The 23,680-nt window shown below is 62.6% G+C and carries 20 protein-coding genes and 1 tRNA gene; 15 read left to right on the top strand and 6 right to left on the bottom strand.

The genetic code is table 11. The features are described 5' to 3' along the window. Positions 1-19 precede the first annotated feature (19 nt). From accD to dedD, 3 genes are all read left to right on the top strand, one after another. Positions 20-883 (top strand): acetyl-CoA carboxylase, carboxyltransferase subunit beta, encoded by an 864-nt coding sequence (gene accD, locus OKC29_RS08390; RefSeq protein WP_011706493.1) that lies wholly within the window; start codon positions 20-22, stop codon positions 881-883. 2 nt (positions 884-885) lie between these two features. Beyond that, positions 886-2,145: a bifunctional tetrahydrofolate synthase/dihydrofolate synthase gene (folC, locus tag OKC29_RS08395; protein ID WP_162275720.1), complete on the top strand. Its 1,260-nt coding sequence runs from the start codon at positions 886-888 to the stop codon at positions 2,143-2,145. A gap of 74 nt (positions 2,146-2,219) precedes the next feature. Next, complete coding sequence (gene dedD / locus OKC29_RS08400) at positions 2,220-3,020, top strand: cell division protein DedD (RefSeq protein ID WP_011706491.1); 801 nt, start codon at positions 2,220-2,222, stop codon at positions 3,018-3,020. A gap of 58 nt (positions 3,021-3,078) precedes the next feature. Here dedD and OKC29_RS08405 read toward each other — a convergent pair whose 3' ends face one another. The 3 genes from OKC29_RS08405 to OKC29_RS08415 form a co-directional block, all read right to left on the bottom strand. Beyond that, positions 3,079-3,423, bottom strand: a complete 345-nt coding sequence (locus tag OKC29_RS08405) for a TusE/DsrC/DsvC family sulfur relay protein (protein ID WP_041207220.1) — start codon at positions 3,421-3,423, stop codon at positions 3,079-3,081. Positions 3,424-3,443: 20 nt separating this feature from the next. Then, on the bottom strand, positions 3,444-5,597 hold the full coding sequence (gene yccS, locus OKC29_RS08410) for a YccS family putative transporter (RefSeq protein ID WP_073350740.1): 2,154 nt from the start codon (positions 5,595-5,597) through the stop codon (positions 3,444-3,446). A gap of 163 nt (positions 5,598-5,760) precedes the next feature. Then, positions 5,761-6,417: a Bax inhibitor-1/YccA family protein gene (locus OKC29_RS08415; protein ID WP_016351136.1), complete on the bottom strand. Its 657-nt coding sequence runs from the start codon at positions 6,415-6,417 to the stop codon at positions 5,761-5,763. A 183-nt stretch (positions 6,418-6,600) separates the two neighbouring features. Here OKC29_RS08415 and OKC29_RS08420 point away from each other — a divergent pair. Beyond that, positions 6,601-6,688, top strand: a tRNA-Ser gene (locus OKC29_RS08420). A gap of 69 nt (positions 6,689-6,757) precedes the next feature. On the opposite strand, the gene OKC29_RS08425 is transcribed toward OKC29_RS08420, so the two are convergent. Together OKC29_RS08425 and OKC29_RS08430 are read right to left on the bottom strand one after the other, a co-directional pair. Further along, positions 6,758-7,972: an MFS transporter gene (locus OKC29_RS08425; protein ID WP_073350738.1), complete on the bottom strand. Its 1,215-nt coding sequence runs from the start codon at positions 7,970-7,972 to the stop codon at positions 6,758-6,760. Positions 7,973-8,056: 84 nt separating this feature from the next. Then, positions 8,057-8,836, bottom strand: a complete 780-nt coding sequence (locus OKC29_RS08430) for a COG4705 family protein (protein WP_073350737.1) — start codon at positions 8,834-8,836, stop codon at positions 8,057-8,059. Positions 8,837-9,216: 380 nt separating this feature from the next. Between OKC29_RS08430 and OKC29_RS08435 the strand changes: the two genes are divergently transcribed. The 5 genes from OKC29_RS08435 to OKC29_RS08455 all read left to right on the top strand — a co-directional run bounded on the left by OKC29_RS08435 (position 9,217) and on the right by OKC29_RS08455 (position 16,276). Further along, positions 9,217-10,842, top strand: coding sequence for an MCR-3-related phosphoethanolamine--lipid A transferase (locus tag OKC29_RS08435; protein ID WP_073350735.1), 1,626 nt, complete (start codon positions 9,217-9,219; stop codon positions 10,840-10,842). Between the two features lie 123 nt (positions 10,843-10,965). Beyond that, positions 10,966-11,310 carry a hypothetical protein gene (locus tag OKC29_RS08440; RefSeq protein ID WP_257702296.1) on the top strand — a complete coding sequence of 115 codons (345 nt, stop codon included), beginning with the start codon at positions 10,966-10,968 and terminating at the stop codon, positions 11,308-11,310. A 9-nt stretch (positions 11,311-11,319) separates the two neighbouring features. Then, positions 11,320-13,869: a bifunctional lysylphosphatidylglycerol flippase/synthetase MprF gene (gene mprF / locus OKC29_RS08445; RefSeq protein ID WP_270669257.1), complete on the top strand. Its 2,550-nt coding sequence runs from the start codon at positions 11,320-11,322 to the stop codon at positions 13,867-13,869. Between the two features lie 9 nt (positions 13,870-13,878). Next, positions 13,879-14,565, top strand: coding sequence for an AcvB/VirJ family lysyl-phosphatidylglycerol hydrolase (locus OKC29_RS08450; RefSeq protein ID WP_073350729.1), 687 nt, complete (start codon positions 13,879-13,881; stop codon positions 14,563-14,565). Positions 14,566-14,722: 157 nt separating this feature from the next. Further along, on the top strand, positions 14,723-16,276 hold the full coding sequence (locus OKC29_RS08455) for a methyl-accepting chemotaxis protein (RefSeq protein ID WP_073350727.1): 1,554 nt from the start codon (positions 14,723-14,725) through the stop codon (positions 16,274-16,276). Between the two features lie 68 nt (positions 16,277-16,344). Here OKC29_RS08455 and OKC29_RS08460 read toward each other — a convergent pair whose 3' ends face one another. Continuing rightward, positions 16,345-17,928: a GGDEF domain-containing protein gene (locus OKC29_RS08460; RefSeq protein WP_073350725.1), complete on the bottom strand. Its 1,584-nt coding sequence runs from the start codon at positions 17,926-17,928 to the stop codon at positions 16,345-16,347. A gap of 86 nt (positions 17,929-18,014) precedes the next feature. Between OKC29_RS08460 and OKC29_RS08465 the strand changes: the two genes are divergently transcribed. The 6 genes from OKC29_RS08465 (at position 18,015) to maiA (ending at position 23,603) form a co-directional block, all read left to right on the top strand. Then, on the top strand, positions 18,015-18,674 hold the full coding sequence (locus OKC29_RS08465; protein ID WP_073350724.1) for a TIGR01621 family pseudouridine synthase: 660 nt from the start codon (positions 18,015-18,017) through the stop codon (positions 18,672-18,674). After that, the gene (locus OKC29_RS08470; RefSeq protein ID WP_073350722.1) at positions 18,671-19,339 is read left to right on the top strand and encodes an HAD family hydrolase; all 669 of its coding nucleotides are present in this window, start codon (positions 18,671-18,673) and stop codon (positions 19,337-19,339) included. The genes OKC29_RS08465 and OKC29_RS08470 overlap by 4 nt, the downstream gene beginning before the upstream one ends. Positions 19,340-19,576: 237 nt before the next feature. Continuing rightward, complete coding sequence (gene hppD, locus OKC29_RS08475; protein ID WP_073350719.1) at positions 19,577-20,674, top strand: 4-hydroxyphenylpyruvate dioxygenase; 1,098 nt, start codon at positions 19,577-19,579, stop codon at positions 20,672-20,674. Positions 20,675-20,721: 47 nt separating this feature from the next. Further along, a complete protein-coding gene (locus OKC29_RS08480) occupies positions 20,722-21,882 on the top strand; it encodes a homogentisate 1,2-dioxygenase (RefSeq protein ID WP_011706477.1) in 1,161 nt (386 codons plus the stop codon). Positions 21,883-21,893: 11 nt separating this feature from the next. Continuing rightward, positions 21,894-22,892 carry a fumarylacetoacetate hydrolase family protein gene (locus OKC29_RS08485; RefSeq protein WP_016351125.1) on the top strand — a complete coding sequence of 333 codons (999 nt, stop codon included), beginning with the start codon at positions 21,894-21,896 and terminating at the stop codon, positions 22,890-22,892. 72 nt (positions 22,893-22,964) lie between these two features. Next, entirely contained in the window at positions 22,965-23,603 is a 639-nt protein-coding gene (gene maiA / locus OKC29_RS08490; protein ID WP_039214563.1) for a maleylacetoacetate isomerase, read from the top strand. Positions 23,604-23,680 lie beyond the last annotated feature (77 nt).

Raw genomic sequence — 23,680 nt, forward strand, 5'->3', positions numbered from 1 at the left:
AAAAGCATTAAGGAATTCCATGAGCTGGCTTGAGAAGATCCTTCCCAAGAGCAAGATCACTACACCTCGTCGTCACAACATTCCGGAAGGGGTGTGGACCAAGTGCAGTGCTTGTGAACAGGTGCTCTACCGGGCAGAGTTGGAGCGCAATCTCGAAGTGTGCCCCAAGTGTGATCATCATATGCGCATCAGCGCCCGTGCCCGTCTCGAGAGCTTTCTCGACGAGCAGGGCCGCACCGAGATCGGTGCCGAGCTGGAGCCGCAGGATGTCTTGAAATTCAAGGATTCCAAGCGCTACAAGGATCGTTTGTCTGCCGCCCAGAAAGAGACGGGAGAAAAAGATGCGCTGGTGGTGATGAAGGGGACCCTCAAGGGGGTGCCGGTCGTCGCCTGTTCATTCGAGTTCTCCTTCATCGGTGGCTCCATGTCCTCCGTGGTCGGTGCCCGCTTCGTGCGCGCCGTCGAGGAGAGCATCAAGGAAGGTCGCGGTCTGGTCTGTTTCTCCACCTCGGGTGGTGCCCGCATGCAGGAGGCGCTGTTCTCCCTGATGCAGATGGCCAAGACCAGTGCGGCGCTGGACCGTCTGTCCAAAGCCGGCCTGCCCTATATCTCCGTGCTGACCGACCCCACCATGGGTGGCGTCTCCGCCAGTCTGGCCATGCTGGGTGACATCAACGTGGGCGAGCCCAAGGCACTGATCGGCTTTGCCGGTCCGCGCGTCATCGAGCAGACCGTGCGCGAGAAGCTGCCGGAAGGCTTCCAGCGCTCCGAGTTCCTGCTGGAGAAGGGCGCCATCGACCTCATCATCGATCGCCGCGAGATGCGTAACCGTCTGGCCAGCCTGCTCGCTAAAATGCTGAATACTCACGTCATCGAAGAGTGAAGATGAGTTCCAACATGCAACAATCCCAAAGCCGGTCGCTGGTCGACTGGCTTTCTTATTTGGAGCAGATCCACCCGGTCAACATCGACATGGGGCTGGATCGGGTCGGCGCCGTGGCCCGCCGCATGGGCTTAACCCAACTGCCGTTCAAGGTGATCACGGTGGCGGGCACCAACGGCAAGGGCTCCAGCTGCGCCATGGCGGCCAGCATACTGATGGAAGCCGGCTACCAGGTCGGCGTCTACTCCTCTCCCCATCTGCTGCGCTTTACCGAGCGGGTGCGGATCAACGGGGCCGAACTGGCCGACAGCGACCACTGCACCGCCTTTGCCGAGGTGGAAGCGGCCCGCGGCGAGATTGCCCTTACCTTCTTCGAGTTCGCCACCCTGGCCGGCTTGTGGCTGTTCCGCCGCGCCGCGCCGGACGTGCTGCTGCTGGAAGTAGGGCTGGGCGGTCGGCTGGATGCCACCAATGTGGTGGAATCCGATGTCGCCATGATCACCTCCATTGCGCTCGATCACTGCGACTGGCTGGGTGATACCCGCGAGGCGGTGGCAGTGGAGAAGGCAGGCGTGTATCGCGCCGGCAAACCTGCCATCAGCGGTGAGCCCAATCCGCCCGTCACCATCGCCAGCGAGGCTGCCCGCCTCGGCGCCTGCCTGCGTCAGGTCGGCATTGATTTTCGTGGTGATGAGCACGCCAGCGGCTGGGATTATCACGGCCTTCATCAGTGGCGCGACCTGCCCAAACCGGGCCTGCCGCTGATGAACGCGGTCACCGTGCTGGCGGCGCTGGAGTCCCTCGGCCTGCCGCTGCCGGAAGAGGCTATTCGACAAGGGCTGGCCAATGCCCGGCTGGCCGGCCGGATGCAGCAACTGCAAAGCGCGCCGCTGGTCATCGTCGATGTGGCCCACAACCCCCATTCGGCAGCCTACCTGGCAGCCCAGCTGCGCAAGATGCCCTGCACCGGCGTGCGCCGCGCCGTGGTCGGCATGCTCAAGGACAAGGACATGGCGGGCTCGCTCGCCGAGCTCGATGGCCTCATCGGCGAATGGTATCTGGCCAGCCTGACCGGCCCGCGGGCGGCGAGCGCGGCCCAGCTGGCGGCCGCCCTTGGCAGCGAGCGGGGGCCGGCGACCACCTTTGACAGCGTGGGGCTGGCCTATGCTGCTGCGTTGGCCGCATCGAGTCCTGATGATATGGTCATTGTGTTTGGTTCGTTTTACACTGTTGCCGACATTCTGGCGGGTGTCGCCGTCTAGGCCACACCCCGGCTCCCCGGCCCTCTGGCGGGGAGCCGAATCGCATATTGAGTTACGTAAAGGTAGGATTCAACTTGGCCTCTAAGTTTCAAAACCGTCTGGTGGGCACCGTCATCCTGGTGGCCCTGGTTGTCATTTTTCTGCCGGATTTGATGGACGGCCACAAGCTGGAGCAGAAGGAAGAGGCGTTTGCCAAGATCCCGCTGCGCCCGGAGCTGGAGCCCGCCAAGCCCGCTTTGCAGGTATCGGCCGCCAGCACCTTGCCGGCGGAGCACCTGGCCAGCCAGCAGCAGGCCTCTGCTGCCCAGCAGTGGCAGGTGGAAGAGGTATCTGAGCCGGTAACCCTGGGGGCCAAGCAGGGCCAGCCGCCGGTGCAGCAACCGGCCGCCAAGCCGGTGACCCAGCCCGTCACTCCGCCTGTGGTCAAGCCCCAGCCCAAGCCTGAAGTGATCGCCAAGAAACCGGTGGAGCAGCCCAAGCCCAAGGTGGTGCCGCCCAAGCCGGTCGAGGTGCAAAAACCGGTTGAGAACAAGCCGCAGGCGGGCCAGATCAAGTCGATGGACGATCTCATCGCCAGCAAGATGGGACAACCGACCACGACGACAGCCCCGGCGCCTGCCGCTACTGCGCCGGCCCAGGGCAGCTGGATCCTGCAGCTCGGCGCCTTCAAGAACGTCGACAGCGTCAATGCGCTGGTGGGCAAGCTGCGGGCTGCGGGCTACTCGGCGCACACCTCGCCACGCACGCCGGTCCAGGGTCAGCTCAACCGGGTCTTCATCGGGCCGGATGTCTCCAAGGCAAAGCTGCAGGGCATGCAGAGCCGCATCGGCCAGATGACCGGCTTGAGTGGTTCCGTAGTGGCTTACAACCCTTAAGAGGGTCGACAAGGTAAAAAAATACCGCGCTGCATCTTGGATGGGCGCGGTATTTTTTTTAGATACATTTCACCGGTTTGGGCAGGCCGCCAATCTTGGTGGCCTGCTTGGCGGGGCCTTCCGGGAACAGCTTGTAGAGGTAGCGGCTGTTGCCCTTCTCGGGGCCGTACTGCTTCTCCATCGCCTTGACCAGGGCACGAATGGCGGGGGAGGTGTTGAACTCCAGATAGAAGGCGCGCACGAAGCGCACCACTTCCCAGTGCGGCTCCTCCAGCACGATACCTTCCTGCTCGGCCAGAACCAGTGCCAGCGCCTCGCTCCAGTCGCTGCTGTTGAGCAGATAACCCTTGGCATCGGTGTCGATGAGTTGGCCGTTGAATTCCAGCTGGTGATGCTCGGACATGGTGGGCTCCTTGTGGCCTGTCAGGATTGGGCGGGCATGGTAGCGCCTTGTTCCCGGGTGAGCAACCGGCTCTCGTTGGCCAGGGTGAGCAACTCATCCGCCAGCTGGCTGATGAGGTTGAGCTGCTGGGTCAGCATCAGCTGCTCCTCGCTGCTGTCCGGGGTGATGACCGGGCACTGCCCCTCGATCTGCTCCGGCATCTCTCCCGCCAGGTGGCCGGCAGCCCGCTCCAGGGTGTGGCTCAGATGACGGCTGATCTCGTCCAGCTCGCCGATGGCCTCCAGCTTGTCGCGATGGGCCCCCAGCGCCGAGATGTAGGAGAGCAGGGCGTGGTTGCGCCAGGTGAGGGTGAAGCAGAGGTCGAGAAAACGACGGCGCTTCTGTGGCTCCACCAGCATGCTCTGCCAGGCCATGGCCAGCTCGCTGTCTGCCAGATGGGCGCTCTTGCGCGCCACCCGGTAGTCGATGGACTCATCCCGCTGCTGCTGCAGGCTGGCGAGCACCGCCGAGAGGTAGCGGGCGTTGGCCGAGAGCGAATTGGCGATCAGGGTCGGCAGCCGCTTGTACTGCCAGTCCGGCCACAGCCAGGCCACCAGGGCGTAGGAGAGCAGGCAGCCGAGGAAGGTATCGAGCATGCGCGGCCCCAGGATGGCGAAGCCGATGCCGTCCAGCAGGTTGAACGCCATCAACACGTAGAGGGTGATGAAGCAGACCGCGGCGCTGTAGTTGCTGCGCACCTGGGTGAAGAAGAGGAAGGCGGCCAGCCCCATCACCACCAGCTGTACGTGCAATTCCGGGAACAACCAGAGCACCGGGATCCCCACCAGCAGGCCGGCGAAGGTGCCGAGCATGCGCTGCACCAGCCGGCGGCGGGTGGCGCTGTAGCTCGGCTGACAGACGAACAGCACGGTCAGCAGGATCCAGTAGCCCTTGTCCAGGTGGAACGCCTGCAGAATGCCATAGCCCACCACCAGCCCGAGCGACAGCCGCAGGGCATGGCGAAACACCATGGAGTTGGGGGTCAGGTGCTGTTTGAGCTGGGTCAATAGCGGCAGGCGGGCGGGGCGGGCCAGGGGCGGCAGGCTCTGCGGGGCTTGCTCGGGATTTTGCAGCTCCTCGGCGCTTTGCAGCAGCTGGTTGATGCTGGCCAGATTGCGGCGCAGAAACTTCATCGGCGTCAGCAGGGTCTTCGGGTAGTGCTGCTTGAGGTGGGTGAACTCCAGCTGATCGCCGAGGGCCTCCAGCGTCCAGTGGATGCGCTTGTTGTGGGCATAGGGCTTGTGTACCAGGATGGCGTAGCCGAGCCGCTGACACGCCTCGGAGAGCTGCAGGAACACCTCCTGAAAGCCGTCAAGCACTATGCCCTGCTTGAGCTCGGCCTCCAGCTTGCTGTAGGGGTAGTGGCTGGAAGTGGCCCGCTCGTGGATCTCCAGCGCCAGCAGGTAGAGGCGCAGCAGGCTGGCCAGCTCGGGGGAGGCCCGGTGACGGGGGCTGAGGCGGGCGTTGAGCGCCGACTTGGTGAGCGTCAGGGCGTTGACCAGGTTGATGTTGAGCTGGGCCAGGTTGTGACGAATGGCCTGAGCACCGTGCTCGTCGGCCGGAAAGAAGCGGGATTTTTCCAGCAGATAGCGGGAGAGGGCAAAGTAGCTCTGGGCCAGCTGTTCGTGCAGGGTCTTGTAGGGCAGCAGCCAGAGCCAGACCAGCGACACCAGGCCATACCAGAGAGCCCCGGCGCCGAGGGCCAGCGGCTGATAGAAGAGATCCGGCGCCTTGGCGGCCCCCAGCATGGTGTAGATGGCAATCAGCAGGGAGCCGAAGCTGATGGTGGCGTAGCGCTGACCGAGCGCCCCCACCATCACGAAGATAAAGGTGGAACCCGCCAGCCCCAGGGCGAACAGCCAGGGCGTGGGGAAGAGGTACTGCACGCACAGGGAAGCGAACAGGAAGCAGAGCAGGGTCATGGCGAGGTTCTTGACCCGGCCCCACAGACTGTCGTCGGTCTCGGCAATGGCGCCGGCCACCACCCCAAGGGAGAGCAGCACGGTGAGCTGGATGTCACCGGTCGCCAGGGTGAAGGCAAGCAGCCCCATGATGGCCAGCAGTACCTTGAGGGCGAAATAGATATGACTGTCAGTCAGCAAACGGCGCAACAGGCCAGAGAAATCCATGGGCATGGGAGAGCGCAACCCTTGAGCGAAACGAAAACCAGAGCATAACCGGTCAACAACGAAACGGCCCTGATTTGGATCAGGGCCACTTCGCTTCATATCCTTGATTTACAACTTATCCTGACAGAAACAGGTGCCAATAAAAACCCCGCCGAAGCGGGGTGTTTGATTAGTTGCGGTTGCCGCCGAGCAGACTCAGCAGGCTCAGGAAGATGTTGTAGATGGAGACGTACAGGGTGACGGTGGCGGAGATGTAGTTGGTCTCGCCGCCGCGCACGATCTGCTGGGTGGTCAGCAGGATGGCGCCGGAGGAGAACAGCATGAACATGGCGGACAGGGCCAGGCTCAGGGCGCTCATCTGCAGGAAGATGTTGGCGATCATGGCCACCAGCAGTACCCAGAAACCGACGAACAGCATGCCGCCGATGAAGGAGAGGTCACGCTTGGTGGTCAGGGCATAGGCCGACAGACCGAAGAAGGTGAGCGCGGTGCCGCCGAGCGCAGTCATCACGATCTCGCCGCCGCCATTGTTCATGTACATGTTGATGATGGGGCCCAGGCTGTAGCCCAGCAGACCGGTCAGGGCGAAGGTGAACACCAGCCCCATGCCGTTTTCGCGATTCTTCTCGGTCAGGAACATCAGACCGTAGACGCCGATGAGGAAGATGGCCCAGTGCAGGGGCGGCATGTTCATCACGGTGGCTACCCCGGCCACCACGGCAGAGAAGCCAAGAGTGAGGGAGAGCAGCATATAGGTGTTGCGCAGTACCTTGTTGGTATCGCGCGCGGCACTCTGGGTGCCGGTATAGATAGAACGGGTATCCATCTTGGGTGTCCTCTTGATTTCCGGGGTGAGGCGGCAATCCGCCTCGTTAACGCATTGTATGCACTGAATGTCGGGATGACGAGCGCTGATTTCAAGCCCCACCCCAGCCTGTTGCCCCCTACTATCCCAAATCAAATATGTATTGCATATGAACAAGGGCCTGACGTAGTATGCACGCCGTTCGGAGGGGTGGCAGAGCGGCTGAATGCACCGGTCTTGAAAACCGGCGATGGGCGACCATCCGTGGGTTCAAATCCCACCTCCTCCGCCATCTTTAGAAAAGCCCCCGGCAACCTGGTTGCCGGGGGCTTTTTGCTGTCTGGACGCCGGTGTTTTCGGGTCATGGTGCCGTGGTGGATGGCGGCGGCTGGTGTTGGCTGAGTACCATCAGGGTGAGCAGGCAGCAGGCGGCGCCGGCGTAGAAGGTGAAGGCGGGGTCCAGATGGTCCCACAGCAGGCCGGCCAGCAGGCTAGCCAGCAACATGGCGAGGCCGCAGACGAGGTTGAAGAAGCCAAACGCGCTGCCGCGCAGATCCGCCGGGGCCGTGGCGGCCACCATGGCGGCCAGCAGCCCCTGGGTCATCCCCATGTGCAAGCCCCACAGTGCCACCCCCACCAGCAGCACGACCCAGTGGGTGCTGGTCGCCAGCACCAGGTCGGCGGCAATCAGCACCAGCAACCCCCAGATCAGCAGGGTGCGGTGGCTCATGCGATCCGAGAGGCGGCCGAACGGGTAGGCGCTGAGGGCATAGATCAGATTCATCGCCACCATGACCAGCGGCACCAGCGCCAGCGCCATACCGCTTTGCTGGGCACGCAGCACCAGAAAGGCTTCGCTGAAGCGGGCCAGGGTGAACAGGGCGCCGATCAACAGCACCCAGCGATAGGGTTTACCCAGCCGGCGCAGGTTGTCGCGTCGCAGGGGGTTGCGGCGCTCGCGCCCATCGCTCTCTTTGGGTTCACGCAGGCCGATGGCGAGCAGGGCGACCGAGGCCAGCCCAGGAATGACCGCCAGCCAGAAGATGGCGCGAAAATCATCGTGCCAGAGCAGCATCAATCCCACGGCCAGCAGTGGCCCCAGCAGGGCGCCGACCGTGTCGAGGGACTGGCGCAGGCCAAAGGCGGCGCCGCGCAGCTCAAGGGGAGTGAGGTCGGCCACCAGCGCATCGCGGGGGGCGCCGCGAATGCCTTTGCCGATTCGGTCCAGCAGGCGGGCGGTCAGTATCAACCCGCTGCCATTGGCGATGGCGAACAGCGGCTTGGTCAGGGCTCCCAGCCCGTAACCGAGCAGGGCCAGCCCTTTTCGTCTCCCCAGATAGTCGCTCAAGGTGCCGGAGAAGACCTTGACCATCAGTGCCGTGGCCTCCGCCATCCCTTCGATGAGCCCGATGGTGAGGGCGCTGCTGCCGAGCACCGTCACCATGAACAGGGGCAGCAGGCTGTGGATCATCTCGGACGAGATGTCCATCAGCAGGCTGACGAAGCCCAGCACCCAGACCCCGCGCGGGATCCGGCGGGAGGGAGGAACCGGGTCTTGTCTGTTGCCTGTCGTCATCGGGGGAGCCTTGCCTCGCATCAGTTCCCACAGAGCATAGCCAGCCCGGCGACCCAGAGGCGGCCGGGCTGGCTTGCTGCGTGATTACTGTTCGATATCGAGCTCAGCCCGAACCGCTTGCCGGTTGCGCAGGGTCGAGATCAGCACCAGCGCGGCGATGGCGGCCAGCAGGGTGAAGGAGGCGGAGTAACGGCTCAGCTCCAGCCCGCCCTTGCTGAGCGGCTTGTCCAGAAAATCCCCCACCACGGCTCCCAGCGGCCTGGTCAGAATGAAGGCGGCCCAGAACAGCAGGGTCCGCGACACCCGGGTCAGGTAGTAGGTAGCGACGATGGCGGCCAGCATGCCGCCGAACAGCACGGCACTGCCTGCATAACCAAAGCCGGCCTCGTCTGCGGTCCAGTCACCCAGTGCGGTGCCCAGCGTCTGGGAGAACATGATGGTGACCCAGTAGAACAGCTCGGTGCGCGGGGTGGTAATGCTGCCGGTGGAGATGCTGCCCTGCAGCCGATACCAGAGCAGGAAGGAGCCCATCAGCAAAGCCAGCAGCAGGGTAGAACCACCGGCATAGCCCAGCCCGAGCGAGCGATCGGCAAAGTCTGCCAGGGTGGTGCCGACCGTGGTGGTGGCGATGATGGTGGTCCAGTAAAGGAGGGGGTTATAGGCGGTTGCCGCGATCTGCGCGCTGACCGACACGAAAAAGATCACGGCAAAGATGGCCGTGCTCACCAGATAACCGAGTTCCATCGACATGGAGACGGCGTCACCCCCCGTCTCCCCCAGGGTGGTCGCCAGAATCTTGATGACCCAGAATGCCAGGGTGATCTCTGGCACCTTGCTGATTGCTGCGCTGTTGCTGTTGTGCATGTTAACCCTCTCTCGCATCTGTCGTGTGACGAGGACTCGTCAGGGAACAGCCTCGCCGAGCAGTCTTAAGCAAAACTTAAGGACGAGCGGCCGTCTTGAAAAAGAGTGGTGCGAGTACCAGGTGGGGAGGTGAGTCGTATATGTGTGGCTGTTTTTCGATCGATTGCATAACGCGGGTATCTTAATTTTTCCTTAAGTATCGTCGGCTAGGCTGTCAGTTTGCTGATGATTGTTGATATACATCACATTATTGAAGATATTTGAAAATAGTATATTTGGTGTTTTCAGCACGCTGTTACTATCCGGCGCCAAATATCGGCGTGTCGACTCTGGTTCGGCTATTTCGACGTGTAATAAAGAAGCGTAACAGGGAGATATGCATGCCTTCTTTTCTTAGAATAAGAATTGTTCCATTTATTTTGTTGTTGGCATTTATTTTTGCCTTCTTGCTCAACTGGCCAGTCCTGCTGCATTTTTATGAGATATTGACGCAGCTTGAGCATTTTAAAATCGGGTTTGCCATCTCCATACCCATCGTATTGGTAGCGGCATTGAACTTTGTATTCATGCCATTCTCTGTGCGTTATTTCATCAAGCCTTTCTTTGCCTTTCTGTTTATCACCGGTGCCATTGCCAGCTACACCATGATGAAATACAAGGTGCTGTTTGATGGCGACATGATCCAGAACATCTTTGAGACCAACCAGAGCGAGGCTTACTCCTACCTGAGCGTGCCCATCGTGGTCTGGGTATTGCTGGCCGGAGTGGTGCCGGCGGTACTGCTGTTCTTCGTCAAGATAGAGTATCCGGCCAAATGGTATCAGGGCCTGTTGCAGCGCGGCCTCTCCATGCTGGCCTCGCTGGCGGTATTGGGGATCATCGCCGCAGCCTACTATCAGGACTATGCCTCGGTCGGGCGCAACAACCAGACCCTGAACCGGGAGATCACGCCGGCCAACTACATGTACAGCACCACCAAGTATCTCTACAAACGCTATCTGGCGGAGCCGGTACCGTTCCAGCGCATGGGCGACGACGCCAAGCGGGTGGCCGGCAAGGAGAAGCCGACCATGATGTTCCTGGTGGTGGGGGAGACGGCGCGCGGCAAGAACTTCTCCATGAACGGCTATCACAAGGAGACCAACCCCTTCACCAGCAAGCAGGCGGGGATCATCTCCTTCAACGACGTGCGCTCCTGCGGTACGGCGACGGCGGTCTCGGTACCCTGCATGTTCTCCAACATGGGGCGCAACCAGTTCGACGGCAACCAGGCCCGCAACAGCGAAGGGCTGCTGGATGTGCTGCAAAAGAGCGGTATCTCCATCTTCTGGAAGGAGAATGACGGCGGCTGCAAGGGCGTGTGCGATCGGGTGCCGAACATGGTGGTCAAGCCCAAGGATCACCCCAAGTTCTGCGACAAGAACACCTGCTATGACGAGGTGGTGCTGGAGGGGCTGGACGACGAGCTGGCCGCCATGAAGGGGGACAAGCTGGTGGGCTTTCACCTCATCGGCAGCCATGGCCCGACCTATTACAAGCGTTATCCGGGGTCGCATCGCCATTTCCTGCCGGATTGCCAGCGCAGCGATATCGAGAACTGCACCGATCAGGAGCTGGAGAATACCTACGACAACACCATTCGCTACACCGATTTTGTGATTGCCAGCATGATCGAACGGCTGAAAAAATATGAAGACAAATACAACACGGCGCTGATCTATATTTCCGACCATGGCGAGTCACTGGGGGCATTGGGGCTCTATCTGCACGGTACCCCTTACAAATTTGCACCGGATGATCAGACCCGGGTGCCCATGCAGGTGTGGATGTCGCCCGGTTTCTCCAAAGAGAAGGGAATGAACCTCGATTGTCTGCAGCAAAAGGCAGCCAATACCCGTTATTCCCACGACAACCTGTTCTCGTCCATGCTGGGGATCTGGGATGTGAATACGGCGGTATATAACCAGCAGCTGGATATCTTCAGTCAGTGTCGCAGCGTGCAGTAACGCCATATTGAGATAAAGGGGAGCCTGGCTCCCCTTTTTATTTGGGCGCAGCCTGATGATGACCCGTGAGCGGCTTGCCAGCCTGACCAGATGGGTCGGGTAAACCGCGTTATCTGGTGTATGATGTCACTGCTCATTAATTGTGCTGTGAGCCAACGGGATGTGGTGGGGCTGACCGCCAGGATAAGCGGCGAATTAATCTGCCAGCAGCTGAGTAATTTTATTTCGGGGGCAAGGCTCGTCTTTTGCAAAAAAGTCGATATAAAGTGGGATGCCATGCTGGGCGGGGGCATTTTCCGGGCAGCCAGGGCCAAATTGGCCATGTCATCAGTGCCGACCGTTCGCCGCCCACGGCCCATAAAACATCTATTTGAAGGCCAAGGCGCGAAGGAGTGCAGTCTGCGTTTCTCGCTGCGGGTGGCCATGTTCAGCAACGTGACGCGCATGGCCATGGCCTCGCGTCGGTAGGGATCGGCAATGCGGCGTCATCTGTTTATCTGGTTAGGCCCGTTATGTAGCTTGTTGTTGTTGGGGGCGGCGCTGGCCGTGCTCTATCGTCTGACTCACCTCTGGCACTGGCACGACATCCGGCTGGCCATCTGGTCTTTGCCGCTGCCGCTGCTGGGCGGTGCCCTGTTGCTGACCCTGCTCAGCTATGCCTGCCTCTGCTGCTACGACATGCTGGCGGTGCACGCCCTCGGCAAGCGGCTGCCCTGGCAGCAGGTGGGGGTCACCTCGTTTATCGCCTACACCTTCTCCAATACTCTGGGTTTCGCCCTGCTGACCGGCTCGTCGGTGCGCTATCGCATCTACTCGTCGCTGGGGCTGGGCACCGGGGAGGTGGCCAGGATCATCGTCTTCTGCTCGGTGACCTTCTTCCTCGGCCTGCTGGCCTGGGGGGGCACGGCACTGCTGGTGGGGCAGGCTACCACCTTGCTGCCGGACTGGCCGCTGTGGGCCGATCAGCTGCTCAACGTGGCGGGCGCTCTGGCGCTCTTGGCGGTGCTTGGCTACCTGTTCTGGCCAAAGCCTGCGTTGGTCTGGCGTGGCCACGAGCTGGTGTTGCCGGTATTCAGAACCCGGCTGCTGCAACTGCTGGTGGCGCTGCTGGACTGGATGGCGGCCGCTGCCGTGCTCTATGTGCTGCTGCCGGCGGACAGCGTCTCCTATCCGGTGCTGCTCAGTGCCTTCGTGCTGGCCAGCTTCCTCGGGGTGCTGGCCCATGTGCCCGGCGGGATCGGGGTGTTCGAGGCGAGCATGAGCCTGCTGCTGGCCAAATACCTGCCGGTGGACAAGCTGCTGGCCTCCCTGCTGCTCTATCGCTGCATCTACTATGTGCTGCCTTTCCTGTGCGCCCTGCTGCTGTTCACCAGCCAGGAGCTGTTGCAGCAGAAGGCGCGCTGGAGCCGGCTGCAGGGCATCATGACGGCGGTGCGCGAGTTCCTACCGGCGCTGATCAGCCTGGGAGCGTTCGCGGCGGGCAGCCTGCTGCTCTGCTCGGGGATGATCCCCACCATGCGCGGGCGCATCGAGATGTTCCTGCAGGTATTGCCGCTGCACCTGCTGGAGCTCTCCCATGTGCTTGGCAGCGTCAGCGGTGTGCTGCTGATCCTGCTGGCCCGCAGCCTCTACCGGCGCCACGATGCGGCGTTTCGCATCACCCAGTTGCTGCTGGGGCTGGGGATGATCTTCTCCCTGCTCAAGGGGTTCGACTGGGAGTCGGCCCTGCTGCTCGGGCTGTTCCTGCTCATCATCACTCCCTGCCGCTCACTGTTCTATCGCAAGGGCTCCCTGCTGCACGCCCAGTTCACCCCGGGCTGGCTCATCTCGGTGGGGGCCGTACTGCTGGGGGCGCTCTGGCTGCTGCTCTTCTCCTACCGTCAGGTGGAATATGACCACGCCCTCTGGTTCCACTTCTCGCCCCATGGTGCCGCCTCTCGCGGGCTGCGGGCCATGGGCAGCGTGGTGGCCGTGCTGGCCGTGGTTGGGGTGGCCCAACTGCTGGCGCCGCTGCGGGTCTCGGGGCGCAAGCCGGAAGCAGAGGAGCTGACCCGAGCCCATGCCCTGGTGCTGCGGGAGGGGGGCGGTCATGGCTACCTGGCCCAGCTTGGCGACAAGTCGCTGCTGTTTCATCCCGGCGGCGAGGCGTTTTTGATGTACGGCGTCGAGGGCAATGGCTGGATCGTGATGGGGGATCCCATCGGTCAGCCTGAGCTTATCGAGGAGTTGCTCTGGCAGTTTCGCGAGCTGTGCGACCAGCACGATGCCAGCCCGGTGTTCTACCAGGTGTCGGCCCGCTACCTGCCGCTCTACCTGGAGCTGGGTCTGATCCCGTTCAAGCTGGGGGAGGAGGCCATTGTCGATCTGGCGGCCTTCGAGCTGGCCGGCAGCCGGCTGCGAAACCTGCGCCAGAGTCATGCCAAGGGCAAGCGGGAGGGGTTGTCGTTCGAGGTGGTGGCGCCTGAATGTGTGCCTGCACTGTTGCCACGCCTCAAAGAGGTGTCGGACACCTGGCTGCAGAGCAAGCAGGGCAAGGAGAAGGGCTTCTCGGTGGGCAGTTTCGAGCCCGCCTACCTCAGCCTGAGCCCAGCCGCGCTGGTGCGTCACGAGGGGCAGATAGTCGGCTTTGCCAACCTCTGGGTCAGCGACAACAAGGAGAGCCTCTCCATCGACCTGATGCGCTACAGCCTGGACACGGGCACCGCGCCCATCATGGACTTCCTGTTCGTCGAGCTGCTGCTGTGGGGCAAGGCCGAGGGCTATGCCAGTTTCAACCTTGGCATGGCGCCCATGTCCGGTTTCAACGATCACCCCCTGAGCGGCTACTGGACCCGGCTTGGCAATACCATCTTCACCCGGGGCAGCCGTTTCTACAATTTCCAGGGGCTCAGACGCTACAAGGAGAAGTTCTCGCCGGACTGGGAGCCGCGCTACCTGCTCTGTACCAGCAAGCTGGTGCTGCCGAGGGTGCTGACCAACCTGATATCCCTGATCAGCCGAGGCCCGTTCGGGCTCATCAAAAAATAGGAGTCGGCCATGAAAATCCTGTTATTGCTGCTGGCGTGCTGCGCCTTTTCGCTCTCTGCCGCGTCGGTGAAAGAGGAGTTGGGGCTGGTGGAGCTGCCGGTGGCGCAAGCCTCAAGCGCCCCCATGGTGGTGTTCATGAGCGGTGACGGCGGCTGGGCGGCGCTGGACAAGGGGCTCAGTGCCCAGTTGCAGCAGCACGGCATGCCGGTGGTGGGCTGGAGCTCACTCACCTACTACTGGAAGAAGAAGGATCCAGAGCAGGTCACCGCCGATCTGGTGCGGATCCTGGATGATTACCAGTCCCGCTGGGGGCGCCAGCGTTGGCTGCTGGTGGGCTTCTCCTTCGGTGCCGAGATAGTGCCCTTCGTCATCAATCGATTGCCCGAACCTTATCGCAAGAGCCTGGTCGGGGCCGTGATGCTCTCGCCTTCGACCGCCTCCGACTTCGAGATCCATGTCAGCGACATGGTGACCCACGACAAGGCGGGCAGCTATCCCACCCAGCCCGAGGTCAACGCCATCCACACCCTGCCGATGCTCTGCGTGCAGGGGGCTGATGACGACTCGCCGGTGCGGCTCTGTCCCCGTCTGCAGCAGCCCAACGTGACCACGGTGACCCTGCCCGGTTCGCACCATTTCGAGGATGACTATCCGGTGCTGTTCAAGGCCATTGCCAGCCATCTGTCACTGCAATAAATATCGCGTAAAGGCAGGAAACATTGATTTGAATCAATGATTATTTCCTGCCGACCCGATCCGTTCTCGCCCCGTCAGAATCTTTTTGAATTGACCTTTACAGGTGCTGATTGCTTCCCAACACTCTACTGAGCAACAGCGTAAAAGTGGGGGCTACATGCGCGAACAAAAAGGCCATCTTGTTGATCAGGAAGTGGATTTCGCAGCTGATGAACAGCTGGTGTCCACCACGGATCTGCGGGGCGTGATCACCTACGCCAATGACAACTTTTGCCGGGTCGCCGGTTACAGCCGGGCCGAGCTGGTGGGGCAGCACCACAACATGGTGCGCCATCCCGACATGCCCAAGGCGGCATTTGCCGACTTGTGGGGCAAACTCAAGCAGGGCCAGCCATGGCGCGGCATGGTGAAGAACCGCTGCCAGGATGGTCGCTATTACTGGGTGGATGCCTACGTCACCCCCATCTTCGAGCAGGGCAAGATCAGCGGCTACCAGTCGGTGCGCTGCCGCGCCGATCCGCAGATGAAGCAGATCGCAGCCCGTACCTATGCGCGGCTGCGGGCGGCGGAGCAGGGCGGCGGCAAGCCCAGGATTTCGCTGGCGCGGCTGCGCCACGGGGTCGCGGTGGCCGGGTTGCTGGCGCTGGGCTGGCTCGGCACCGTGCAACTGGGCGGCTGGGCCGCGCTTTACATGGCGCTGCCGCTGATCTTGCTGGGGCTGCTCTATCGCCACGAACTGATCACCACCCCCCGTTACTTGCAGCAACTGGCCGGCGAGTACGACAGCCTGACCCGGCTCATCTACTCGGGCCAGGAGCCAAGCGCCATCGCCGACTTCCACATCAAGCTGCTGCAGGCCCGTATTCGCACCGTGCTCGGCCGGGTGGATGATGCCACTCACGCCCTGCAGGATCTGGCGGTGCATCTGAAGAGTGCCTCCAGCGAGGCCAGCTCGGACATCGCCGAGCAGGATGCCCAGACCCAGCAGATGGCGGCCGCCATCACCGAGATGGCGAGCACGGCCCAGGAGATCGCCCGCAACATCCAGGACACCAACAGCCAGATTGCCGAGGCCAAGTCCCACTGCCAGCACACGGATCAGCAGTTGATCGAGACCGAGCACAAGATCACCGATCTGGCGAAGGAGGCGGAGCACGCCTTTGCCTCGGCGGTGGCGCTGGCCAGCGAGTCGGATCGCATCGGGGTGCTGATGGGGGAAATCCAGGGCATTGCCGATCAGACCAACCTGCTGGCGCTCAACGCCGCCATCGAGGCGGCCCGGGCCGGCGAACAGGGGCGCGGCTTTGCGGTGGTGGCGGACGAGGTGCGCACCCTGTCTACCCGCACCCACAAGGCGACCGAACAGATCCAGAGCAGCATCGGCCAGATCCAGCGCACCCTGAACGGCTGGAAGGGGATGATGCAGAACAACCTGCAACAGACCCAGGCCTGCGTAGAGATGACCCGGATGGGGTCGGACAGCCTGCATCAGGTGCTGGCGGAGATCGAGCTGGTGATGGACTTCTCGGCCCAGATCTCGGCGGCGGCGGAGGAGCAGCAGGCGGTGGTGGAAGACATCAGCCAGAACGTCAACCTCATCTCCCAGCACTCCCATGCCAACAGCAGCAAGATGCAGGATGTGGACGAGTCGAGCGAGATCCTGCTGACCAAGGCCAGACAGCTCAAGTCCCTGGGGCAGACCTTCGGCTAGCCGCCGCTGCCATCCATACAACAACAAGGCCACCTGCGGGTGGCCTTGTTGTTGTATGGGGCTTGGGGTCAGCCTGGGGGCGCTGCCAGCGGAGACCCCTTGTCGTGGTACATGGCGCGGTCGGCCTGGATCAGCCACTGCTCGGCGCGCCAGCCCGGCTGGTACTGGCTGATGCCGACGCTGATGCCGACCGCCAGCGGAACTCCTTCCACCTCGAACGGCGACTGCATGGTGACCCTGATCTGCTCGGCGATGGCGTCGGCCTGCGCCTGATCGTGGCCCGGCAACAGCAGCACGAACTCGTCGCCGGCCAGTCTGGCGAAAAAGTGCTGTGGCCCGAGACTGCGGCTGATCCGCTCCGCCAGCTGGCAGAGGAGGGCGTCGCCGTGGCTGTGGCCGAAGTTGTCGTTGACCTGCTTGAAGTCGTCGAGGTCGCAAAACAGCAGGCAGCCGGGGGCCGGACCCTTGACCTGGGCATCGAGCCGCTCCATCAGGCTCAGCCGGTTGGGCAGGCCGGTGAGCGGGTCGCGGCGGGCCAGTTGCCAGATCTCCTCCTCCCGCTGGCGGCGCAGGGCGATTTCGCGATTGAGCCGCTGGTTGCACATCAATAGATAGAGGGCCAGCAGCAGGATCAGTACGCAGGCCGCCAGGCTCAGCAGGAACCAGGGACGCCAGAAGATCCACTGCTCGGAAGGGGCCTGATAGAGAAACTCGTGCAAGGAGACCGGCTTGGACACCAGCCCGATCTCGACCAGCTGCTGCATGATGTGGGTCATGCGATCGGGATTCATATACCCGATCTCCACATAGAGCGGCTGGATCATCTCCTTGCTCACCTGCAGCTCGTACTCCATGTGGGCCTGACTGCGGTTGACGCCATACTCCTTGCGCAGCAGGGCGATGGCCTCCTGCGGGTGGGCGAGGGCGTAGCGCCAGCCCGCCAGGCTCGCGGCCCGAAACCGGGCCACCCGATCCGGATGGGCGCGCTCCTGTGCCTGGGTGGTGAACAGGATGTCGCTGTAGAAATCGATGCCGTAGTTGCGCGGATTGATGACGGAGACGGGGATGCCGCGCTCCTCCAGATAGAAGGGCTCGTTGCTGAGGTAGGCGTTGAAGATATCGACCCGCCCCTCGATGAGATCCTCGATGTTGACCGAGGTGGGCAGCGGGATCAGCTGGTGCTCATTGAGCCCCTGATAGAAGAGAGTGGCCAGCAGTTCGGCGTCCTGATGGGCCGAAAACATCATGATCCGTTTGCCACGCATGTCGTCAACGGTGAGAATGCCGCTGTCACGGCGAGCCAGAAAGATGGACGGGGAGTGCTGGTAGACACTGGCAAGCGCCAACAGTGGTTGGCCGCTGGCGTAGCTGGTGAGCACCTCGGTGTTGCCGACCCCGAAGTCGGCCCGCCCGCTCAGCACCTCTTCTACCGGGCTGATGTCCTTGCCGCCGGGCCGTATCTCGACGTCCAGCCCGGCACTGGCATAAAAGCCCTTGGCCTTGGCCATGTGATAGCCAACGAACTGGGGCTGATGCAGCCAGCGCAGCTGGAGTACGACCCGCTCCGGCGCTTCAAGGGTGGATTCGCTGGCCCGCAGGGGAACAGCATGACTGATGCCAATCAGCAGCAGCCAAAGCAGGTATCTCTTCATCCGTGCGAGTCTTGTTCTGAGTGTTCATGGGGTGCGACCCCGCAGGGTCATGTTCTTGTAATTAAAAACATTCTAAAGGGTTATTGATGTACCGGATACTAGCGCAGCACAAAGATTTCATGGTTATCAACAAGGGGCCCGGGCTCGGCATGCATGACGAGACCGACGAGGCCGGCCTGCTCCATCCGGGCCTGGTCAGTCGGGTCAAGGCCGACACTGGTATGCAGCTCTATCCGGTGCATCGGCTCGACAAGATGACCTCCGGGCTGGTGCTCTTGGCGCGCACCACCGAGGCCAACCGTGCCCTCAGCATGGCCTTTGCCGCGCGGGAAGTGAGCAAGCAGTATCTGGCCCTCTCCGATCGCAAGCCCAAGAAGAAGCAGGGCTGGGTGAAGGGGGACATGCAGAAGGGGCGGGGCGGCAGCTGGATGCTGACCCGCACACTCGACAACCCCGCCATCAGCTGGTTCGACTCCGTGTCGGTACGCGAGGGGCTGCGCCTTTATCGCATCAAGCCTCAAACCGGCAAGACCCACCAGATCCGGGTGGCCTTGAAGAGTGTGGGGGCGCCGATCCTCGGGGATGAGCGCTACGGCGGCACGGCGGCCGATCGCGGCTATCTGCACGCCTGGCGCCTCGCGTTCACCCTGGCGGGGGAGGCGTTCGACTTCGTTTGCTCGCCCGACGAAGGCACGCTGTTTGTGCTGCCCGAGTTGCACGCCGCCATTGCGGGGCTGGCCGAATGAAGGGGGCAACAGTGCCAGGCGTGCCGGATCTGCCCGCCAGCGGCTGGATCCTGGCGGATTTTGACGACACCCTGGCGCCGGATGACAGCCATGCCGGGCTGCTGCGTTTCATCCTGCGCCGCCGCATCTGGCCGCTGCTGCTGTGGCCGGTGATGGCGCTGGGCGGGCTGGTCTATCTGCTGCCAAGCCAGCGTCGGCGCGGCATTTCACTGATCTGGTGGGCCATCACCCTCGGGCTGTCGCCGCTGGGGTGGCGACGCCTGGTGCGAGCCTACTGCCGCTCCCGGCCTGGGTTGTTTCGTGAGGCGCGCGCCCTGCTGCTGGACGAAGGGCAGCGCTGCTGGGTGCTCTCCGCCAGCCCTCGCGCCCTGGTGCGGGGCCAGCTCCATCAGCAACTGCCCGGCCATCTGCCCCATCGCATTCTGGGTTCGCGGATGCACTATCGCCTCGGCGGTCTGATGCCGCGTTTTTACTGCCACGGCCGTCACAAGATCCTGCCCGGGATCCACGCCCTTGGCGCCACCCTGGCCCTGAGCGACAGCCTGCACGACTTGCCACTGCTGGCAGAGGGGCAGGCGGCCTGGCTCATCAATCCCACCCCGGCGCGGCTGCAACAGGCGAGGCACGCATTGCCCCGTATCGAGCCCAGATACTGGTCCCTGTAAGGCAAAGCTGACAGCCTTGCGGGGCGCCACCGAGCGCGCCACAAGGCTGCGGCCTTAATGTCACAATCTATTTACATCTTTTGGCCATCCCTCCCGGCAAACTATCTGAACGCCGCCTCTTCTCTTCCGCCGCGCTGCCACCTCTAATGAAACAAGTTGTTAACAATGCCGGTGGCGGCTGCCCGCAGCGCCCCGGTGTTACCCTCTTCGTTATCAGTCAATCGCAAGGAGCGCATCATGACGACCACTTCTTCTACCCGTACTCACACCATCAATCCGCTCGGCACCGATGGTTTCGAATTCGTCGAGTACACGGCGCCGGATGCCAAAGGGATTGCCGCCCTCAAGGCGCTGTTCGTCTCGCTGGGCTTTGCCGAGGTGGCGCAGCACAAGCACAAGCAGTGCTGGCTCTACCGCCAGGGAGACATCAACTTCGTGGTCAATGCCGAGCCCCACTCCCAGGCCGAGCAGTTTGCCAGCCTGCACGGGCCGAGCGTCTGCGGCATGGCATTTCGGGTGAGCGATGCAGGCAAGGCCCAGCAGTACGCCATCGGCAAGGGCGCCAAGCCGTTCGTCGGCAAGATTGGCCCCATGGAGCTCAACATCCCCGCCATCTACGGCATCGGCGAGAGCACCCTCTCTTTCGTCGACCGCTACGGCGACAAGGGCTCCATCTATGACGTGGACTTCGTCTTCTATCCCGACTGGCAGGCGCGCATGGCCGAGGTGGATGCCGGGCTGTACGAGATTGACCACCTGACCCACAACGTGCAGCGCGGCAACATGGATGTCTGGTCCAATTTCTACGAGCGGATCGGCAACTTCCGGGAGATCCGCTACTTCGACATCGAGGGCAAGCTGACCGGCCTGCATTCCCGCGCCATGACAGCCCCCTGCGGCAAAATTCGCATTCCCATCAATGAATCCTCCGACGACAAGTCCCAGATCGAGGAGTACCTGCGTCAGTACAAGGGGGAGGGGATCCAGCACATCGCCATGGCGTCGAGCGACATCTACCACACCATCCGCACCCTGCGTGGCCGTGGTACCGGCTTTATGCCGACCCCGGACACCTACTACGAGAAGGTGGACAGCCGGGTCGAGGGGCACCAGGAGGATCTGGCGGCGCTCAAAGAGCTGCGTATCCTGATCGACGGCTCTCCCACCAAGGACGGCATCCTGCTGCAGATCTTCACCGACACTGTGATCGGCCCGGTGTTCTTCGAGATCATCCAGCGCAAGGGCAACGAAGGCTTTGGCGAGGGCAACTTCCAGGCACTGTTCGAATCCATCGAGCTGGATCAGATCCGCCGTGGGGTGCTCAATGATGCGTAACGGGAACCGCCACACGCGGGTTGGTTGTCAAGCAAGGGAGGTTGGCGATGCGCAACTGGATTAACTTTCCCCACCGGGAGGGGACACACTCCCGCCAGGCTCATGCCGACCTGCCCGAGCAGGCCATCTATGAGCGTGAACTGGGCCGCTCCGGCTTTTTCGGGCCGGCCACCCACATGCACCACAAGCATGCCCCCACCGACTGGGTCAACTGGGAGGGGCCGCTGCGCCCGCGCCTGTTCGATCTCAACGCCCTCGGCGAGGAGGTGAGCTCCCTCTCCCCCTGGGTGATGCCGGATATTCTCAGCAACCCCCACTGCCGCTACCGCATCTGGCGCCTGCATGAGCCCATGCCGTTTCTGGTGCGCAACGCCGATGGCGACGAGCTCCTGTTCATCCACGAGGGGAGCGGCGAGTTCTATTGCGATTACGGTCACCTGACCCTGCGCGATGGCGATTACCTGGTGATCCCCCGCGGCACCATGTGGCGCATCGAGCCGACGGCGCCCCTGTTCATCCTGATGATCGAGGCGACCAACGACAGCTACCAGTTGCCGGACAAGGGGCTGGTGGGCAATCACGCCATCTTCGATCCGGCGGCGCTGGACGTGCCGGCCATCAACGAGCGCTTCCTGGCCCAGCAGGATGAGAACCCCTGGTCGCTGCAGGTGAAGCGTCACAACCAGGTCTCGGTCATCACCTGGCCGTTCAACCCGCTGGATGCGCAGGGCTGGCACGGGGATCTCTGCGTGGTGCGCCTCAACTGGCGGGATATCCGCCCGCTGATGAGTCATCGCTACCACCTGCCACCCTCGGCCCACTCCACCTTCGTGGCGAGCCGGTTTGTGGTCTGCACCTTTGTGCCACGCCCCATCGAGAGCGATCCCGGTGCCCTCAAGGTGCCCTTCTACCACAGCAACGACGACTACGACGAGGTGCTCTTCTACCACGCCGGGGATTTCTTCAGCCGGGACAACATCGAGCGGGGCATGGTCACCTTCCATCCCGCCGGGTTCACCCACGGCCCCCATCCCAAGGCGTTTGCGGCGGGTCAGGCCTATGCCAAGAAGTTCACCGACGAGGTGGCGGTGATGCTCGATACCCGCGATGCGCTCAACGTCGGCAGCCTGTGTGACGGGGTGGAAAACCCGCGTTACGTCACCAGCTGGTTGCGCCCGGAACTCACGCCAGCCACCAACGGCAAATAAAAGGAATCCCTATGAAACTGGCAACCCTGAACAATGGCAAACGGGACGGCGCCCTGGTAGTGGTGAGTCGCGATCTGAGCCGTGCGGTGCGCGTGCCGCAGCTGGCCGCCACCCTGCAGGCGGCCCTCGACGAGTGGGCCGAGCTTGCGCCCAAACTGACCGCCGTCTATCAGCAGCTCAACGATGGCGCCTGCGCCGACGCCTTCCCGTTCGACGAGACGGCCTGTCTCTCCCCGCTGCCGCGCGCCTACCAGTGGGCCGACGGCAGCGCCTATGTCAACCATGTGGAGCTGGTGCGCAAGGCCCGCGGCGCCGAGATGCCAGAAAGCTTCTGGCATGATCCCCTGATGTATCAGGGGGGCTCGGACAGCTTCCTGCCGCCCCGTGGCACCATCCCGATGGGGTCGGAGGAGTGGGGCATTGATTTCGAGTCGGAGATCGCCGTCATCACCGACGACGTGCCGATGGGCACCAGCCCGCAGGCGGCCGCCGGCCACATCAAGCTGCTGATGCTGGTCAATGACGTGAGCCTGCGCAACCTCATCCCGGGGGAGCTGGCCAAGGGCTTTGGCTTCTTCCAGTCCAAGCCCTCCAGCAGCTTCTCACCGCTGGCCATCACCCCGGACGAGCTGGGGGATGACTGGCGCGACGGCAAGGTGCATCTGCCCCTCGAGACCCACCTCAACGGCGCCCTGTTCGGGGCCCCGGACGCCGGGGTGGACATGACCTTCAACTTTTATGAGCTGATCGCCCATGCCGCCAAGACCCGGCCGCTCGGGGCGGGCTGCATCATCGGCTCGGGGACCGTCTCCAACTACGACAGAAGCCGCGGCTCATCCTGCCTCGCCGAGCTGCGCATGCTGGAAATTATCGAGTCAGGTCAAGCCACTACACCCTTTCTGCGCTTTGGTGATACAGTGTCCATCGCGATGCAAGATCGCAACGGGATGAGTCTGTTTGGCACCATTTTGCAGCGGGTCACGCCGGCTGGGGCCAGTCAGACGAAGTGAGGGGCCAGCATGGATACGAGGCCGGCTGGTGAGCGGTAGGTGCCCTTGCACTTGCCAACACAGGGACAGATTATGTTGCAGTTGTTTGGATATTGGCGTTCATCGGCAAGTTATCGGGTACGGATCGTGATGCAGCTCAAGGGGCTCGATTATGAGCAGCATCCGGTCAATCTGCGGCAGGGCGAGCAGCGTGAGAAGGCCTATCGCCGGCTCAACCCCCAGGGGCTGGTGCCGTTTCTGGTGGATGGCGAGGTGCAGGTGGGCCAGTCGGTGGCCATCATGGAGTACCTCGACGAAACCTACCCCGCCCACCCGCTGATGCCCTCGGCCCCGCAGGAGCGCGCCCGGGTCCGCCAGATCGTCAACATGATCGCCTGCGACATCCACCCCCTCAACAACCTGCGGGTGCTCAACTATCTGGAGCAATCGCTGGGGCAGGGCAAGGCACACCGCGACGAATGGTATCGCCACTGGATTGACGAGACCTTCACCGCGCTGGAGCAACTGCTGATGACCACCGCCGGCATCTATTGCGTCGGCAACGAGGTGACCCTGGCGGACTGCATGCTGGTGCCCCAGGTCTACAACGCCCGCCGCTACGACATGTCGCTGGAAGACTACCCCACCATCAACCGCATCGTCGCCAACTGCGAGCAGTTGCAGGCGTTTATCAAGGCCGCGCCAGAGCAGCAGCCGGATGCCCAACCCTGACATACGGCAGGCCGGGCCCGGTCATCCCGGCCCGGCCTGCCGTGCTTACTCTGCCAACTCCCTCCTTTCCCGTTCGC

The organism is Aeromonas sp. QDB34 (genome assembly GCF_027705405.1).
GTDB lineage: Bacteria > Pseudomonadota > Gammaproteobacteria > Enterobacterales > Aeromonadaceae > Aeromonas > Aeromonas hydrophila.